The organism is Virgibacillus salinus (assembly GCF_900102415.1).
GTDB lineage: Bacteria > Bacillota > Bacilli > Bacillales > Amphibacillaceae > Lentibacillus > Lentibacillus subterraneus.
Map to the genome: position 1 here is coordinate 521968 of NZ_FNKD01000002.1, position 18312 is coordinate 540279.

20 protein-coding genes are annotated in these 18312 nt (G+C 36.0%); 17 read left to right on the forward strand and 3 right to left on the reverse strand.

The features are described 5' to 3' along the window. Positions 1–12 precede the first annotated feature (12 nt). The 5 genes from mobA (at position 13) to BLS02_RS09475 (ending at position 2340) form a co-directional block, all read left to right on the forward strand. Positions 13–597, forward strand: a complete 585-nt coding sequence (mobA, locus tag BLS02_RS09455) for a molybdenum cofactor guanylyltransferase (RefSeq protein ID WP_092492758.1) — start codon at positions 13–15, stop codon at positions 595–597. Between the two features lie 270 nt (positions 598–867). Beyond that, positions 868–1074, forward strand: coding sequence for a twin-arginine translocase TatA/TatE family subunit (tatA, locus tag BLS02_RS09460; protein ID WP_092492759.1), 207 nt, complete (start codon positions 868–870; stop codon positions 1072–1074). A gap of 19 nt (positions 1075–1093) precedes the next feature. Continuing rightward, positions 1094–1285, forward strand: a complete 192-nt coding sequence (gene tatA, locus BLS02_RS09465; RefSeq protein ID WP_092492760.1) for a twin-arginine translocase TatA/TatE family subunit — start codon at positions 1094–1096, stop codon at positions 1283–1285. A 68-nt stretch (positions 1286–1353) separates the two neighbouring features. After that, positions 1354–2115: a twin-arginine translocase subunit TatC gene (gene tatC / locus BLS02_RS09470; protein ID WP_092492761.1), complete on the forward strand. Its 762-nt coding sequence runs from the start codon at positions 1354–1356 to the stop codon at positions 2113–2115. A gap of 3 nt (positions 2116–2118) precedes the next feature. Next, the gene (locus BLS02_RS09475; protein WP_092492762.1) at positions 2119–2340 is read left to right on the forward strand and encodes a YozE family protein; all 222 of its coding nucleotides are present in this window, start codon (positions 2119–2121) and stop codon (positions 2338–2340) included. A 23-nt stretch (positions 2341–2363) separates the two neighbouring features. Here the strand turns inward: BLS02_RS09475 and BLS02_RS09480 are convergent, their stop codons facing one another. Next, positions 2364–2693 carry a YolD-like family protein gene (locus tag BLS02_RS09480; RefSeq protein WP_175476761.1) on the reverse strand — a complete coding sequence of 110 codons (330 nt, stop codon included), beginning with the start codon at positions 2691–2693 and terminating at the stop codon, positions 2364–2366. Positions 2694–2790: 97 nt separating this feature from the next. On the opposite strand from BLS02_RS09480, the gene BLS02_RS09485 reads away from it, so the two are divergent. The 6 genes from BLS02_RS09485 (at position 2791) to BLS02_RS09510 (ending at position 9880) form a co-directional block, all read left to right on the forward strand. Then, positions 2791–3942: an exonuclease SbcCD subunit D gene (locus BLS02_RS09485; RefSeq protein WP_092492764.1), complete on the forward strand. Its 1152-nt coding sequence runs from the start codon at positions 2791–2793 to the stop codon at positions 3940–3942. Position 3943: 1 nt separating this feature from the next. Further along, complete coding sequence (locus BLS02_RS09490; protein WP_092492765.1) at positions 3944–7054, forward strand: AAA family ATPase; 3111 nt, start codon at positions 3944–3946, stop codon at positions 7052–7054. A 403-nt stretch (positions 7055–7457) separates the two neighbouring features. Beyond that, on the forward strand, positions 7458–7886 hold the full coding sequence (gene vrrA / locus BLS02_RS09495) for a VrrA/YqfQ family protein (protein ID WP_092492766.1): 429 nt from the start codon (positions 7458–7460) through the stop codon (positions 7884–7886). 86 nt (positions 7887–7972) lie between these two features. Then, positions 7973–8932, forward strand: coding sequence for a peptide-methionine (S)-S-oxide reductase MsrA (msrA, locus tag BLS02_RS09500; protein ID WP_092492767.1), 960 nt, complete (start codon positions 7973–7975; stop codon positions 8930–8932). 49 nt (positions 8933–8981) lie between these two features. Continuing rightward, complete coding sequence (locus tag BLS02_RS09505; RefSeq protein WP_092492768.1) at positions 8982–9188, forward strand: DUF6501 family protein; 207 nt, start codon at positions 8982–8984, stop codon at positions 9186–9188. A gap of 140 nt (positions 9189–9328) precedes the next feature. Next, the gene (locus tag BLS02_RS09510) at positions 9329–9880 is read left to right on the forward strand and encodes a histidine phosphatase family protein (RefSeq protein ID WP_092492769.1); all 552 of its coding nucleotides are present in this window, start codon (positions 9329–9331) and stop codon (positions 9878–9880) included. Between the two features lie 8 nt (positions 9881–9888). On the opposite strand, the gene BLS02_RS09515 is transcribed toward BLS02_RS09510, so the two are convergent. Continuing rightward, entirely contained in the window at positions 9889–11079 is a 1191-nt protein-coding gene (locus BLS02_RS09515; protein ID WP_092492770.1) for a M14 family metallopeptidase, read from the reverse strand. A 146-nt stretch (positions 11080–11225) separates the two neighbouring features. Here BLS02_RS09515 and BLS02_RS09520 point away from each other — a divergent pair, with 146 nt between their 5' ends. Beyond that, positions 11226–11468 carry an indolepyruvate ferredoxin oxidoreductase subunit alpha gene (locus BLS02_RS09520; protein WP_092492771.1) on the forward strand — a complete coding sequence of 81 codons (243 nt, stop codon included), beginning with the start codon at positions 11226–11228 and terminating at the stop codon, positions 11466–11468. Between the two features lie 32 nt (positions 11469–11500). Here the strand turns inward: BLS02_RS09520 and BLS02_RS09525 are convergent, their stop codons facing one another. Continuing rightward, complete coding sequence (locus BLS02_RS09525; protein ID WP_092492772.1) at positions 11501–11770, reverse strand: acylphosphatase; 270 nt, start codon at positions 11768–11770, stop codon at positions 11501–11503. Positions 11771–12064: 294 nt separating this feature from the next. Here BLS02_RS09525 and BLS02_RS09530 point away from each other — a divergent pair, with 294 nt between their 5' ends. From BLS02_RS09530 to narH, 5 genes are read left to right on the forward strand one after another with little or no spacing between them, the layout of a single operon-like run. Next, on the forward strand, positions 12065–12481 hold the full coding sequence (locus BLS02_RS09530; RefSeq protein ID WP_092492773.1) for a hemerythrin domain-containing protein: 417 nt from the start codon (positions 12065–12067) through the stop codon (positions 12479–12481). A 35-nt stretch (positions 12482–12516) separates the two neighbouring features. Then, a complete protein-coding gene (locus BLS02_RS09535; RefSeq protein WP_092492774.1) occupies positions 12517–12837 on the forward strand; it encodes a hypothetical protein in 321 nt (106 codons plus the stop codon). 28 nt (positions 12838–12865) lie between these two features. Then, on the forward strand, positions 12866–13141 hold the full coding sequence (locus BLS02_RS09540) for a hypothetical protein (protein ID WP_092492775.1): 276 nt from the start codon (positions 12866–12868) through the stop codon (positions 13139–13141). After that, on the forward strand, positions 13138–16818 hold the full coding sequence (locus BLS02_RS09545) for a nitrate reductase subunit alpha (RefSeq protein ID WP_092492776.1): 3681 nt from the start codon (positions 13138–13140) through the stop codon (positions 16816–16818). Before BLS02_RS09540 ends, BLS02_RS09545 begins: the two co-directional genes overlap by 4 nt. Beyond that, on the forward strand, positions 16808–18310 hold the full coding sequence (narH, locus tag BLS02_RS09550; protein ID WP_092492777.1) for a nitrate reductase subunit beta: 1503 nt from the start codon (positions 16808–16810) through the stop codon (positions 18308–18310). Before BLS02_RS09545 ends, narH begins: the two co-directional genes overlap by 11 nt. The last annotated feature ends 2 nt before the right edge of the window (positions 18311–18312 follow it).

Consider the following 18312-nt stretch of genomic DNA (forward strand, 5'->3'; position numbering starts at 1 on the left):
GTAGTGTTGTAAATGAATATTTCTGGAGTTGTTCTTTCAGGTGGAAAGTCGTCCCGAATGGGAACAAATAAATCTCTCTTAACATTGGAAGGTAAACCAGTCATTGAACATATTACAAATGAACTTCAATTAGTAAGTCACAATGTTTCAGTGATTTCTAACACTCCGTCATCTTTTGATTTTCTTAATCTTGATTTGTATGGGGACAGGTATCTGAACTCAGGTCCACTTGCTGGTCTAGAGTCAGCAATGTATAACATTAATGCAGATATATATATATTTGCAGCTTGTGATATGCCATTTGTACATAAGGATGTATTTAATTATTTATTACAATCATTAGGTGAATTTGATGCCGTTGTTCCAATTTATAAAGAAAAGATGCATCCGCTGTCAGGAGTTTATACCAGTAATATCCTACCTGAAATACAGCAGCAATTAGCGAAAAATCAGCTAAAAGTCAGGGAGTTATTTAACCACATAAATGTAAACTATGTTAAAAATTTTAAACACATTTCGAACCAGGTTGTGACAAGGCATTTTTTTAATATGAACTATCCAGATCAATATAAAGAAGCAAAACTATTTAGCAGTTAAGCAAGAAATAATTTTTAACATAGGTGCAACTGACATTTTCCATAAAAGCTCGCACTCGAAGTATAAGGCGTTCTAAAACAGTAAAATACGCTTTCATAAGAACCTGTTTAACGAATGCCAAGTTTTCTAAAGTTGTTAAACAAGAGAAATTCATGTTAAACTATATACGTTTACATAAACTATGTCTATTATGTGTATTTTTCGTTTTTGGATATACGTCATTGTCTAAATACATTATAATATAATTAATTATACAAAGAAGGTGTTACGATGTTATCTAGTATAGGATTTCCAGGACTTATTCTGATTTTGATTATTGCTTTGGTCATTTTTGGTCCGAAAAAATTACCTGAAATTGGCAAAGCAGCAGGTAATACATTGCATGAATTCAAGAATTCAGCACGTGATTTAACAAGTGATGTTTCAGATGAGGTAAAAGAAACAAAAAGTATCATTAAGAGTGAAGAAAGTAAATAATCTTGCGGAGTGATTATGAATGATTGGAAATATTGGCATTCCAGGGTTAATTTTAATTCTTGTTATTGCTTTAATCGTTTTTGGGCCATCAAAATTACCTGAAATCGGCAAAGCTGTTGGCAGTTCTTTAAAAGAATTCAAAAATGCAACAAAAGATATTGTCTCAGATGATGATTCCAGTAAAAATGATAAATCATCAAAAAATAATTGACTTGTTGAAGGTGTAGGGGAAAGTACCTTACATCTTCTTTTGCGCTTGAGTGCTGGAGGAGTGAAATAATGTCTGAAGAACAGCAATTTGAAAATGAAAAAGAAATGAACCTGGTAGGACATTTATCAGAATTAAGAAACAGGCTTATTGTTACAGCAGTTGTATTCATTACTTTATTTGTTATTGGGTTTATCTATGTTGAATCAATTTACTATTTTTTCACAAAAGATTTGGACTTTACTTTAAAAATTACAGGGCTAACTGACACTGTTTCCGTTTATATAACACTGGCTGGATTGGTTGCAATAATTGGTACATTGCCGTTACTTTGTCTGCAAATTTGGCTATTTATTAGACCAGGGTTAACTAAAACTGAACAACGAGCATCATTACTATACATACCAGCTATTTTCTTGTTGTTTATAGGTGGTTTAGTTTTTGGATATATTATTTTTGTTAATCTAATAATACCGTTTTTACTATCGTTAAATACCGGAATGTTTGATGAAATTTTCACGTATGATAGGTACTTCAAGCTACTATTTCGTATAACAATTCCGTTTGCACTATTATTTGAAATCCCAATTTTATCAATGTTCCTTACAAGTTTGGGGATTCTTACGCCTGAATTTATGCGTAAAACCAGAAAATACGCTTACCTTATCCTTGTAATAGTAGGAGCAATAATTACCCCGCCAGACTTTGTTTTGCAAATCGTTGTGGCGATACCTTTAATCGTGTTATATGAAATCAGTATTTATTTATCCGGAATTGTTTATCGAAAAAAAATTAAAAAGCATCAGGAGTTTATGGAGAATAATGAGGTGTAACCTATGCGATCATTCTATCATTATATGATGACACATCGGGGAAAGAAACAAGCTGATGATGAGAGTCGGCTTGCTGATTGGATTTTTTACGATCATGATTTCCCAAAGCATTCAACAGATTATGATGAGATTAGCAATTATTTAGAATGGAACAGCCCTTTTGCCAACGCTCTATCTGTGTTCGATCAACTATGGGATATTTATACAACTAAAAACATTGATTAGGCTCTGGTAATTTACCAGAGCTTTTATCTAATCGTAATGGATAATATATCATCAAATGCTATCGTTATCTGAGTAGAATCAGTTAATTGCAATATTACATTATTCGTTTGACTATCTAATTTAGTGATTATTCCAAGACGGTTTATAACTGTTCCATCTGAATAAATAGATACTGAAATAGCTGATTTGTATTCAAAGGCTTCCAGTATTTGAGCATTAAGCATCTCTGTTTCTTGTGAATCTAGCACAGGTCTTGACATTCGGTAATCATCCCGCCACATATCCTGAAGCAGTTTAACATGTTCCGGAAGCATCAGTGAAGCCCACTTTATTGTACCTCGATCTTTTGACATTATAACCACCTCACACTTATTATATGCAAACATATGTTCTTATTCAACTAAAAGTATCTGATTAATGATAAACTTATCATACGAGGGGGGAAGGAAAATGAAAATACTACATACAGCGGATTGGCATCTAGGGAAGATTGTAAATAGTGTTCATATGACAGAAGAACAGGATTATGTACTCCAGCAATTAGTGGAAATTATCGATAGAGAAAAGCCGGATATCATAATAATTGCCGGTGATCTATATGATCGTGCAGTACCACCGAAAGAAGCTGTTGAATTATTAAATAGAACCCTAACCAAAATTATTCAGGATTTTAAAATACCTATACTTGCAATAGCTGGAAATCATGACAGTCCAGATCGTCTTGAATTCGGAAATCAGTTATTCCGTTCACAGCAACTATATATTGAATCCAAATTAACAAGCATGCTAGAACCTATTGTTATTCAGGATAAATCGGGTCCAGTAAATTTTCATTTAATCCCATATTTAGAGCCAGCGGAAGTTCGGGCCTTTTTTGATGATGAGGACATCTATTCTCACCAATCAGCAATGGAAGCAATCGTAAACAAGATTGAACAAGAAAATAATATGAATGAAAGACACGTCTTTATTGGACACGCATTTTTAGCTGGGGGAATGGAGTCAGAATCGGAAGAACGATTGTCAATGGTGGGTGGAAGCCCTTATATAGATACAACGTTATTCCAAAATTTTTCATATGTAGCTTTAGGACATTTACATCAGGCACAACGTGTAATGGATGAAACGATCAGATATAGTGGATCCATTTTAAAGTATTCATTTTCTGAAGCTAAACATAAAAAGTCAATAACAATGGTCAACCTTGATAAAGATGGAGAAGTTCATCTGTCACTTATTCCACTTATACCAAAACACGACATGAATATTGTAGAAGGATATTTTGATCAACTAATTAATGACCCAATCGAAAAAAATGATGATTATTTACATATTCGTTTATTGGACGATGGTCAGATTGTTGATCCAATGAATAAATTGCGAAAAGTATATCCTAATATACTGCGACTTGAACGCGTTATGCGGACATCGAAAAATGGCCTTCTTGATTTGGAGCAAATCCGAAAAAAGCAAACACAATCACATACAGAGTTGTTTGCCTCTTTTTACGAAGAGATTAAGGGAGAATCAATATCTGAAGAAAGTAAACAGAAAGTAGAAAAGATTGTAACATCACTATTGGAAAGAGAAAGAAGGGAATAGTTTGCGTGCGATATCACTTAGTCTTACTGCATTTGGACCATATTGGAATAAACAAGTAATTGACTTTAATGAATTGGGCGGAGAATCAATATTTTTAATAACCGGCCCAACCGGAGCAGGTAAAACAACGATATTTGATGCAATTTGTTTTGCGCTTTATGGGCGTGCCAGTGGTTCTGATCGTGATCAGGACACGCTTAGAAGTCACTTCGCAAGTATTGATGAACCGACAGAAGTAAAGTTTCGGTTTATTCTAAATCAAAAAGAATATGAGGTAATTCGTAATCCAAAACAGTCCAAGAAAAAGGAACGTGGCGAAGGATACACTGATGAACCTGCAAAAGCAGTTCTATACGAAATTGTTAATGATGAAAAGCATCTAATTAGCTCTCGGGTTAAAGAAGTAAGTGAATCACTGGAAGAAAAGCTGGGCTTTGATTACGAACAGTTTCGCAAAATGATTCTAATACCACAAGGTGAATTTCGGAAATTAATATCAGAAAATAGTAAAGAACGTGAAGTCATTTTACAGAAGATCTTTCACACATATTTTTATGAACAGATTACCGAAGAGTTGAAAGTACAATCAAAAGACTTAAAAGATAAAATTAATAACCTAGATCAACTAATTCAACAAGAAGTAGCGAAAATTGAATGGACTGCAATTGAACTTGACGAAACTGACAATATTGATCATGTTATGCAAAAGTTAATACAGGAAATAGCATCTCTCAAAGAGCAGCAGGTTGAAAGCGAAAAATTAAAAATTACTAAGACCCAAGAACTGAAGGAATCCCAAAATAACCTGCATAAAGGGAAATCACTTGATGAAAAGTACCTCGAAGTGGAGTTTCTTAAAAAGGAAAAAAAGGACCTGAACCAACAAGCAGACGAAGTAGAACAAAAGAAAAAGGAATTAAAGCAAGCAAAAAATGCCCAAAAAATCCAGCCTTTTGAGGAACAAAGTTATGCACGCAGAAAAGAATGGCAGGAACAGCAGACTCAATTGACCAAGCAACAAGAAAAGGTAGTGAATCTGGAAAAAGAGTATGAAACGATTTCTGCTAAATATAATGAAGAAGCAGAAAAGGAAAGTGATCGTGAACAACTTAAAGAAACAATCACAAAAGCCAGTGAACAGCTAAAGCAAATAAAGATCTATCAGGAAGAGGAAAATAATGCAAGTAAAATAAAAAAAACCCATGAAAACTTGGAATCAGAACTCGGAAAATTAAAGGAAAAAATAACCATACGAGATAATAAAATAGAAGAAATTGAAAACAAATTAAGTAATGATCAGGAAGTAACAAAAGCTTATTATTCGAAAAGTAGTGAAGTGGAAAAAGCACATCAAATGGTGAGTAAAATCTCCGAACTAGCTAAAGAAAACAAGCGCCTGCAAGAATTGCGAGCGGATTTTAAATCAGTTCATACTAAATATAATGACATGCAGAAAGAAATAGAACTATTACGGAAAAACTATAATGAATTGGAAGCTAAGCAAAGAGAACATTATGCAGCGTTAATGGCCAAACAATTACATGATAATTCACCTTGTCCAGTGTGTGGGTCACTTGACCACCCTTATAAGGCTGAAGCACATGAGGAAATAGTACTTATCGATGAACTAGATCAACTTCAGGAAAAACTACAGCAAAAAGAAAAAGAGTTTACTGCATTCCAAACAACATACACGGATTCTAAATCCAAAGGTCAGAGTCAAAGGGCAACTGTCAACAAACTATATGAAGAACTAACTGAAGAATTACAAAGTATAGAGCTAAATGAAGTTAATAACAAATTAGATAAATGGAATGAAAAAGTTAAAACATTATCCCTTGAACAGAACCAATTACAGAAAAATTTGGAAGAAATACAGATGTTAAAAACGGAACAAATGCGGTTAAAACAGGAAAATAAGGAATTTAAACAAACGTTTGATCAATTAACTGAAAATTACCAGAAAGCCAATTCGTCTTTAGCAAAAATTGAAGCACGTTTAGATGAAATAGCGAAACATTTGCCACCGGAAATAGTAGATTTTAAGAGCTTTCAAAAAAAGATATCGCACTATGAAGAAACATATCAGGCATGGTTAACGAAATGGGAAACAACTAAAGAAAAGTTTCAGCAAACACAGGAATCGTTACAAAAGGAAAAAACAATCCTTGAACAGCAAAAAGAGTTTGAAAAAAATACGAAAAATAATTATGACATCCAATATAATCTTTTTGCAGAATCAATTGAAGAAAACGGATTTGAAACAATTGAAGACTACGAAAAAAGTAAATTATCATCTGGCTACCAGGCAGAAATCGAGCAAAACATTAAAACATATGAAAATAAAACGGAACAGATTAACTATCGATTAAAAGAATTAGGAGATCAAATAAAAGAAACAACTCGGCCTGACCTGAACTTGTTAGAAGAAATAGCAGATAGAAAACAAACTGAGCTGCAATCTATTCATGATAGCCTAAACGCACTAGATACAAGAATAAAATACAATCATCAGATAAAAACAACTATAAAAGAAAAAAGTAACAATCAGAAAAAGCTATCCGATGAATATTACGAAATTGGAGAACTAGCTGAATTAGCATATGGTAATAATCAATTAAGGCTTTCTTTTGAACGGTATGTACTGGCATCCTTTTTAGATGAAATTTTATTACAATCAAATGTACGATTGGATAGAATGACAGAACACCGCTACCAGCTTATACGCAGTGGACAAGTTGCTAAGCGTGGAGCACAAAGTGGTTTAGACTTGGAAGTGCTAGATCATCATACAGGGAGACAACGTTCTGTTAAAACATTATCTGGAGGTGAAGGCTTCAAAGCCGCACTATGTTTAGCGCTTGGACTTGCTGATGTTGTCCAGGCACATGCAGGAGGAGTGCAACTGGATACACTATTTATAGATGAAGGGTTTGGTACGTTAGATGATGTTTCATTACAGCAGGCAATTGACTGTCTAAAAGACTTACAGGATAGCAATCGTTTACTGGGGATTATCTCGCACGTACCTCACTTGAAAAGTGAAATTCATGCAAAACTTCAAATAACTTCATCAAATCAGGGCTCTGAGCTAGGATTTTCTTTTGGATAGATAAAAAAGACAGAGACGGGATTCGTACTTATTCGCCAAAAACAGCAAAATATATGTAAAATTATGTAGTAACATGCGGTTGCCCGGGAAATAATAATGTTAGATGAATGATATTTCATGAAATTGTCATAAGTATAGTACCATTATCGTCCTCTTATCACTTATTCTTATAATATAAGGATAAGAAAGAAGGGGATAATATGTTTACGTCAATTGTATTTGGTATTATTCTAACAGGAACAATTGGATTTATTATTGCAGCAGAAGTAGCAGAATAACCAGATTCAAAGCCCTTACACAAAATTTGTAAGGGCTTTTTAATATTATTAATGATGTCTGCCTACACTCTTTAGAATTTATTACGTACAATAATCTAGAAAATTGTTTTGAAGGGGAGGATAACATGGTATGGCCTATACAACCGCAAAATCCTAGTAATCATATCTTACAAAATCGCGGAGGGTTCCAGGGGGTTCCACAAGAACCGCACCTGCAAGACTTGATGCATCGTTTCTTGCCGCCACAATATGCCCAAAATTTATTATCTCCAAATAGAATCGGAGGACTTACACAAACACTGAACAACATACAGAAAGTATTAAAGGTTGTTCAATCTACAGCCCCTATTGTACAACAATATGCTCCAATTGCTAAAAATCTTCCAACGATGTTCAAACTAATGAAAGCATTAAATGAAGATGATGATACGGAAAGTGAGAGTGAGGAACAAACAAGTAGAATAGAATCTAAGAATGACCATAAACATTCAACAAATAACCAAAATACTTCCAAAAGAGATGTTGGTAAATCGACACCAAAGTTATATATTTAACTATACAAGGCACACAACTTGATTTTTTCTTTTAAAAGCGAAAAAATAGGGTTAAGATAACTTTGTACGCAATGGAGGTAAAAACAATGACTAATCAAAATGAATTAGCAACATTCGCGGGTGGATGTTTTTGGTGTATGGTGGAACCATTTGATCAACGCCCGGGTATTATCAATGTTGTATCGGGCTATACAGGTGGAGATACCGAGAATCCCACATATGAACAAGTTTGCTCCAACACAACAGGACATGTGGAAGCAGTGCAAATAACATTTAATCCTGAAATAATGTCATACGAAGAGCTGGTTAATACATTCTGGCAGCAGATAAATCCAACTGATGCAGGTGGACAATTTAATGATAGGGGGGAATCTTATCAAACAGCGATCTTTTATCATAATGAGAAGCAGAAAAAAATTGCAGAGCAATCAAAACAAAAATTAGATCAAAGTGGAAAGTTTTCGAAACCGGTAATTACCCCTATTATACCTGCAAAAACTTTTTATGAAGCAGAAGTAGAACATCAGGATTATTATAAGAAAAACTCGTTTCATTACAAATTATATAAAAAAGGTTCAGGCAGGGAAGATTTCATTAAGAGTAACTGGAAACTAAAAACTGATAAAGTTAAGCTAAAAGAACAGTTAAGTCCTATTCAATATAGTGTTACTCAGGAAAATGCCACTGAGAGACCTTTTGATAATGCATATTGGGATAATGAAGAAGAGGGAATTTATGTAGATGTTGTATCAGGAGAGGTATTATTCTCTTCGCATGATAAATTTGATGCGGCCTGCGGGTGGCCAAGCTTTACCAAACCTGTTGATCCACACCAATTAAATGAAGAAACAGATACATCTCATGGAATGATTCGTACAGAAGTTAGAAGCAAAAACGCTGATTCACATTTAGGGCATCTCTTTGACGATGGTCCAAAAGATAAAGGTGGTATGCGGTATTGCATGAACTCAGCTGCCATGCGATTTATACCAAAAGATGAAATGGAAGGCAAAGGATACAGCAACTATCTATATCTATTTAAGTAGATCAACGATAATTTAATTATGTAAACCAATTGTACAAGGAGAGATAGAAATGATTCATTTAAATTGGGAAGAACGCGACACAGAGAAAATAGTTGAGTGCGTCCATTCAGACGCTCAAAAATTTATTGTTCATAATAAACTAACTCCTGGGAAACAATATGATGTAAAGAATGAAACTGAAGAGTTTTATTTTATTATAGATAACAGCAATCGGATTGGCGGATTTTACAAATATTATTTTAAAGAACTAAAATAACAGGTTTCGACCTGTTATTTTCTATATGAACAAAAAATATTATATTTTCTATTTTAATCTATTAATGCTATAATTAATTTACTATTTAGAAATATCTTGAACTTCCATTATAATTCTTCTACAGAAGGGATTGAATCATTTTGAAAAATTTATATTTAATTCGCCATTGTACTGCGGACGGGCAACATATAGATTCACCACTGACAAATGAAGGTATAAGGCAGGCACAATTGCTTTCGGATTTTTTTACAGAACAGAATATAAATATAGACAAAATCATTTCAAGTCCTTACTTGAGGGCAATTGAAAGTATAAAGCCCTACGCGGAACAAAATAATATAGAAGTTAAGATAGATGATCGATTAAAAGAACGTATTTTAAGTGAGCACCCGATTGATGATTGGATGGATGTATTAGAACAGTCATTTACAGATTTAGACTTCAATTTGCCAGGTGGTGAATCAAGTAATGATACAGTTAATCGGGCAAAATTAGTAATTGAAAGTGTCCAGTCGGATAAAAATGCAACAAATGTCATTCTAGTAAGCCATGGAAATCTGATGGCTTTATTACTGAAACAATATGACCCGAGTTTTGGTTTTGAAGGATGGAAAAGCCTTCGGAATCCTGATGTTTATTTGATTAATATTGAGTACAATAACCACTCAATAGAGTGCTTATGGGGTGATTAGTCCTTATGCTATAAATATAAGTTAGCTACCATAATACCTAGACTTTCCTGATATATTTCCTCAAACTGAGCGAACGGTAGCGGGTTAACGCCACTTCCTAATTCTATTGTAAATCCTGGACGTCTAAAGTTCTGAATGAACCAATCTTTATAGCCTGCATAACTGTCTACATATCGTATTGGCTGATAGCCGCTTACACGAGCGTACTCATTTACAACGGCTCTCGAAACTGCTGGTTCAAGTCCTTCGAATCCCCAATATATTTCTTCTCCCTGCGTATGAAATGCATTAACACGCAAAAAATTTCGTTCTCTTGCTAGATTTGCCATTGCAATAGCTTCTGGCTCAGATAATGGGTATGGCCCAGGGTAATCACGTGGTTGTGGTGAATCCGGTTTACGTGCTGCTTCTACTTCCCAAAGTGCTGGATATTGATTATTTAAATCTACTCCTGATATATTTGCTTTCCAATTTGAGAAATCCTCATTCTGATAGTTTATTTCAAGAACTTCTTGTTTAAACTCTCCCGCAGCCTCTGCACCTTCCAGAACCAAATTAACACCATCTGGATTTACCATTGGAACAATTGATAGAAATGATTCATTATATAATGGAAGCATATTTACACCACGAATAGTCTTTTTATTTGTCAGTGAAAGAACATACTCATTTACAAACCGCATAATTACAGAAGTTGTTATCCATTCATTAGCATGAAAAGATCCATCTATATGAACTTGTTTACTACCATTTCCAATCTGCAACTCCACTAAATCTTTACCCATTACAGATTTACCAATTATTTGTCTTGAGATAAACGGATAAACTGATAATAGGTTATTAATATCGCTCACCATTTTTTCAAATGTATAATTGTCAAAATCAGATATAAGCAAACCATTTACACGCTGTGGAATTACAATCGTTTGCCCAATCTGAAGGTTCTTTGCATCAATTGACTGGTTCATTAATAAAAGCATATCTACTGGAATATTATTCTCAATTGCAATTTTCCATAAGGAATCATTTCCATTTATTTGGTAATTATTTAATGTATACCCTGGCAATTTAATACTTTGTCCCACTAGTAATTGATCTGGATTGAGTTGTGGGTTTGATTGTTCTATTAATATGAGTGGAATATCGAATAATTGGCTATAATACCAAAACGAATCATTTGGTCTTATGATTACTTCCATGTACATTCGCTCCTCTATTTATCGAATAATAAATAATATGTATAAAAGCCTAACTATGTGTGTAATTAGCTTGAAAGAATAGGAAAGTTTATGTAGTATTATTGTATAAATAAATATTTGGCCTTAATTTTGAGGAGGAGATTTACTTGGCATTTATTATTACATCACCTTGTAAAGATGAGAAATCAGGCGAATGTGTCGAAGTTTGTCCTGTTGATTGTATAGAAGAAGGAAAAGATATGTTCTTCATTGATCCGGATATATGTATTGATTGTGGAGCTTGTGAAGCAGTTTGCCCAGTGGAAGCTATTTATATGGAAGATGAAGTTCCTGAAGAAGAAAATGAATACATTGCTTTAAATCGTAAATTCTATGAAGATCAACAATAAAGCAACAGCCGCTACTCATAAGAGGGCGGCTTTTATTTTATCGAAAAATTATTATAACCCTTATGCTCCTCTATTTTCTCCACTGTTATATCATCAACACGAATGAACTGATTAAACCCACTTTCCAGCTCTATTAAAAATGAATTTACACTTGTCTCCTCACCTTCAACTTCCAATTCAACAGTACCATTAGATTGATTTTGGACCCATCCGGTTAAACCATGTTCTTTTGCTTTTTGCTGAGTGGTGTACCTGAAACCAACTCCCTGTACTCGCCCGCTTACAGTTACATGTAGAAGCATGTAATCACTCCCTAGAATAATATTACTTTATTGCATATTTTTTACAATGCATAACAACCTAATAGTATATTACCGCAAAATATGCTAATTAAACTAATAACTCGATGATAAAGTATATGGGTTTCACTTGAATCTATTTATGTGATAATTGTCACTTAAATTTAAATATTCAATATAATTAATTGTTCCATAAAATGATACATGATATGCTGAATCTACTAGATGGAATAAGTTTCTATCTTAATTATTATAAACAATTAATAAAAATAGTACACTCAAAGAGGTGATCATTTTATGTCAGGTCCTGCATTAAAACATGTCGATAGTCACAAAGCTATTCATGAAGCAGCACTAAATGAGGCAATTGAATTGACGAATTTCCTCGATAAGCTAGTTAGAGATAATCATACCGAAAAAGCGTTGGAACTAGCTTATGTAATTGTCGAACAATGGGAAACTAGAACACTTCGACATGCTGAAGCTGAAGAAGAAGGATTATATAAAGAATTAGTTGAAGAAAATCCCGATCTAAATGAGGATATTGTTGCATTAACCAGAGATCATAATTTGTTAAGGATATTAATTAAGGAAATTAAATCCACTCTAAAAGACGACGGCATCAATGATGGAGTTGTCCAAAAATTCCAATCGTTAATTATAGTAGATGAGCTTCATAACCAAAAAGAAATGGAAGTACTACCAGAACACTAATCATATATTAAAAAAATTACTGGAGGTGAGTTGATATGGAATCAGAACGATTACAGACAGAGCAGGAACAATTTTTAAGAGTCGCTTTGCCGGATCTGTACAGCTTTCTAATGGAAGAAGTGGAAAAACATTATAATATACATCCTTATGATATCCAAGCACACGTCATTAAAGATTCGAAGCAATACCAACTCATTTTTTATTATGGAGATGGCTTCGCACACCAAAAATCGAAGTATTTTTCACATGAAGCAGTTGAAAGAATGGGTGAGGAAATGACAGACTTTTCCAAAGAACTTGGAGAAGCTTGTAAAGAAGTTATGATAGCAGATTATTTTAAAATGATGAAGATGTAATAACTCCAGCAAAAATAGGGGGATTTAGATGTTGTTTGAAGACGGTGCTAGTTATGTCCAGGATAGAGAAGACCTAATAGCAATACTTAAGATGCGATTTGGGGAAATACCCCCAAAAGTGATTGAAGAAATATATGCGATTGAGGAATACAACACCTTAGAACGTTTAATAGTGGTTTCTTCAAACGTTCCAAGCCTAAAGATATTTCTTGAAGAATTAAAAGAAGGTGCAGGCAGTTTTAAAATTCTTGGCGAACGGTTTAATCCTATCCAATCATTAAATGAAGAAGGTGAAAATAGATGAGGAGCAGTAATAAACTGTTAGAAACACTTAAACATATCCGTCATGGTGAAAAAATTAATGATGATTTCACCGAGGAAAGTCCTCGTCCGCGTGATTCTGAAGATATATATCGGAGACGCTGGCAGCATGACAAGATAGTCAGATCAACCCATGGGGTAAACTGTACCGGTTCATGCAGCTGGAAGATTTATGTTAAAGATGGAATTATTACATCCGAGACACAGCAGACGGACTATCCAAGTACCGGAGATGATTTTCCGGAGTATGAACCAAGAGGCTGTCCTAGGGGTGCAAGTTTTTCTTGGTATACATACAGCCCTATTCGTGTTAAGTATCCATACATACGCAGTGACTTATATGAATTATGGAAACAAGAGCGAGAACAAGCTGGTGATCCAGTAAAAGCTTGGGAGAATATTACAGAAAATCCTGAAAAACGAGCAAAGTATGTCAGTGCTCGAGGCAAGGGAGGATTTGTCCGAGCATCATGGAGAGATATGTGCGAGATTATTGCTAGTTCAAGTATCCATACAATTAAAAATTACGGGCCAGATCGGATTGCAGGATTCAGTCCAATTCCAGCCATGTCTATGGTCAGTTATTCTGCAGGAACCCGCTTTTTATCATTACTTGGTGGTACTATATTAAGTTTTTATGATTGGTATGCTGATTTACCACCAGCATCACCTCAAGTATGGGGAGAACAGACTGATGTCCCGGAAAGTGCCGACTGGTATAACTCCAAATATTTCATTATCTGGGGAACTAATTTACCTCAAACCCGTACACCTGACGCACACTTTATGGTGGAAGCAAGGTATAATGGCACCAAAGTTGTTGGAGTCAGTCCCGACTATGCTGAATATGAAAAGTTTGCTGACATATGGCTTCCTGCTCGGGCAGGAACTGATGGTGCTTTAGCTATGGCCATGACCCACGTTATTTTAAAAGAGTTCTATGTAAACAAAGAAACACCATACTTTACTTCGTATGCAAAGAAATTTACTGACTTGCCATTTTTGGTGACATTGAATGAAGAAAATGGATCCTACCGCAGTAACCGTTTCCTTCGGGCATCAGACCTGAACGGTGATCACAAGTTAAGTGAGTGGAAAACAACGGTATGGGACGAAACTACGGGTAATTTAGAAACACCAAATGGTAGCATGGGATTCCGTTGGGATGACGACAATAAATGGAACCTGGAACTGGAAAAAGAAGATGGAAGTTCTATCGATCCATTATTAAGCTTTATTGACAACCCAGATGAAACAGCAATGGTGCAGTTCCCGTATTTTGCAGAGAAGAATGGCAATATTGTGGAACGCGGAGTACCAGTTAAGACTATTCAGAACAATAATGGTGAAACACTTAAAGTAACTACTGTCTATGACTTAATGATGGCACATACTGGGGTCAATCGTAATTTACCTGGTGATTATCCGACAGATTATGATGATCCAAAACCTTATACACCAGCATGGCAAGAGAGCATAACAGGAGTTAATAAAACCCACGTTATTAAAGTTGCAAAGGAGTTTGCAGACAACGCTGAACGCACAAAAGGAAAATCTATGATAGCAATGGGTGGCGGAACAAATCACTGGTACCATAGTGATCAAATATACAGAAGTATCCTTAACCTTGTGCTGCTTACAGGCTCACAGGGCGTAAACGGCGGAGGCTGGGCACATTATGTTGGCCAGGAGAAAGTAAGACCTCAAGAGGGGTGGCAACAAGTAGCTTTTGCAAATGACTGGGAAAAAGCACCACGTCTGCAGAACGGAACTTCTTATTTTTACTTTCAAACGGATCAGTTTAGATATGAAACTGTGCCTGATGAGGAAGAAGAAACCGACTGGGGAAACAAATACGATTCAATCCACCCTGCAGATATAAATGCTCTATCAGCAAGACTAGGCTGGTTACCGTCATATCCGCAATTTACAAAGAATTCAATTGATATTGTGAAAGAGATCCGGGAAAGAGGAGCACAATCCGAACAAGAGATAATTGATGATGTTGTAAGTCAACTGAAGGATGACAAGCTTGAGTGGGCAATTGAAAATCCGGATGATCCGAGAAACTTCCCTAGAGTATTTTTTAATTGGCGATCCAACCTGTTGGGAGATAGTGGAAAAGGCCACGAATTCTTTGTTAAGCACTTAGTTGGGGGAGATAATCAGGTGCTTGCAGAACCCGAAAATTCTTGGCAGCCTTCAGACGTAAAAACTGATGGTGAAGCACCTACCGGTAAAGCTGATCTATTAGTCAGTGTCGATTTCCGTATGACAAGTTCAGGTCTCTTTTCAGATATTGTGTTGCCGGCTGCAACCTGGTATGAGAAATTTGATATTAGCAGTACCGACATGCATCCGTTTGTACACCCTTTCAATGCTGCTATTTCACCACCTTGGGAAGCTAAAAGCGATTGGAACACATTCCGGGAAATCAGTAAAGTTTTCTCAGAACTTGCGGAAGAACATCTTCCAGCTACAGAGGAATTACACACTTCGCCTCTTGCACACGACTCAAAAAGTGAGATTTCTCAGCCATTTGGCAAGGTGAAGGATTGGCGAAAAGGAGAAGTAGAGGCAATTCCTGGAAAAACAATGCCGAACATGAAAGTTGTTACACGTGACTATCCAAATGTTTTCCGAAAACTGACCACTATCGGTCCGTTGATTAAAAATGGTTACGGTGGTAAGGGTGTTACAATTCCAGGGGAAGAGGTTTATGAAGAACTTGGTTCACGACTTGGCAAGTCAAGACGTGAAGGCATCGGAAAAGGTAATCCAGACTTATATACTGACAAACAAGCAATTAATGCAATTCTGCTTATGTCTGGCGCAACAAATGGTAAACGGGCAGTTGCAGGATGGAAATCACTCGAGGCCAAAACAGGACAGAAGCTTGGTGATATTTCCCGAGCACGTGAGGAAGAAGATCATACATTATATGATTTAAGTATTCAGCCACGTACCGCTATCTCAACACCTGTTTGGAGCGGACTTGAAAAAGACCATCGACGTTATTCTCCATTTACTGTTAATACGGAATATAACATTCCATGGCGTACGCTGACAGGGCGGCAAAGCTTTTATATGGATCATGAAATGATGCTCGACTTTGGTGAAGGGTTACCATTATATTTGCCACCGTTAAATTACGGTCCGTTTCTGAAGAGCGAGAAAGGCGTTGAAGAAAATGGGAAATCGATTACTGTCAGATATCTGACACCACACCAAAAATGGGGAATTCACACAATGTTTACAGATACCACGCATATGTCAACATTGTTCAGAGGCTGGCAGACGATTTGGATGAACGAAGAAGATGGCGCATCGATTGATCTAAATGATAATGATTTTGTTGAGGTTTATAATCGAAATGGTGCAATTGCTGCAAGAGTTGTTCTCACGTATCGTATCCCCAGAGGTATGGCCTACATGTATCATGCGCAGGACCGTACAATGGGTGTCCCAGCAACTTCGATCAGCAAAAAACGTGGCGGAACTCATAACAGTGTTACGCGTATAACACTGAAACCAACACATATGATTGGCGGTTATTCACAATTGAGTTATGGGTTCAATTATTACGGCCCAACGGGACATCAGAGAGATACAATTGCAGTTATTAGAGCACTTAAGGAGGTTGATTGGCTTGAGAATTAAGGCACAGGTAGCAATGGTTATGCACTTGGATAAATGTATTGGTTGCCATACTTGTTCAGTTACATGTAAAAATACTTGGACAAATCGTCCCGGAACAGAATATATGTGGTTTAACAATGTGGAAACACGTCCCGGACCTGGTTATCCTAAAAAATGGGAGGATTCCGATCACTATAAAGGTGGTTGGGTTCTAAAAAACGGGAAGCTGCAGCTTAAAGCAGGTGGCCCTATATCCAAACTTATGAACATCTTTTACAATCCTGATATGGCTACTATGGAAGATTATTACGAGCCATGGACATATGATTATCAAAACCTGATTAATAGTCCCAAAGGTGAAAATCTGCCTGTTGCCAGACCGCAATCCCAGATAACAGGAGAGTTCATTGACAAACCGGAATGGGGACCCAACTGGGATGATGACCTTGCAGGAGGAACTGAGATTGTATCGACGGATCCAACAGTTGAAAAACTGCAAGAGCATATTTCAATGCAATACGAGAAAACATTTATGATGTATTTACCTAGAATCTGTGAACATTGTTTGAATCCATCATGTGTTGCGTCATGTCCTTCAGGTGCACTATATAAACGTGATGAAGATGGAATTGTCCTGGTCGATCAGGAAGCATGTCGTGGATGGCGCTTTTGTATGAGTGGCTGCCCATATCACAAAGTTTATTATAACTGGAACACACATAAAGCTGAAAAATGTAACTTCTGCTATCCAAGAACTGAAGCAGGAATGCCAACCATTTGTTCTGAAACATGTGTTGGAAGAATTCGCTATATTGGCGTAGTTTTGTATGATGCGGATAAAGTAAAAGATGCTGCATCTGTTGAAGATCCACAAGATCTTTATGAAGCACAGCTTTCTGTATTTTTGGATCCATTTGATCCAGAAGTTATTGAGGAAGCGAGAAAAGCTGGAATTAATGATGAGTGGATTGATGGGGCACAAAATTCTCCTGTATACAAAATGGCAATAAAGTGGAAAATTGCGTTACCGTTACATCCGGAATACCGTACATTACCAATGGTTTGGTACGTACCACCGCTAAGTCCAATTATGAATCATATTACAAATGAAGACGAATTGGACACTGACGGGTATATTCCTGCTGTTGATCAGATGCGTATCCCGGTTCAATACCTAGCTTCCATACTTGCGGCCGATGACACCAAAGTTATCCGTAAAGTACTTCTTAAATTAATAGCTATGCGAGTTCATATGCGAGGTAAAACAGTAGGTGGTATCGATGAATTCAGACAAAGCGAATTATTAAATGAAGCAGACACGAATCCTGAAGAGGTTGAGGATATGGCACGTTTACTAGGTATTGCAAAGTATAATGAAAGATTTGTCATTCCAACTGGGCGAAGAGAAATGGATGGCGAAGACAAACTTTACTATGAGCAGGGTGCTTGCAGTTTAGAAGATTTAGCACCACCAGAGGGTGTAGTAACAACAGCATTTGGAAAGGGTAGATAAGC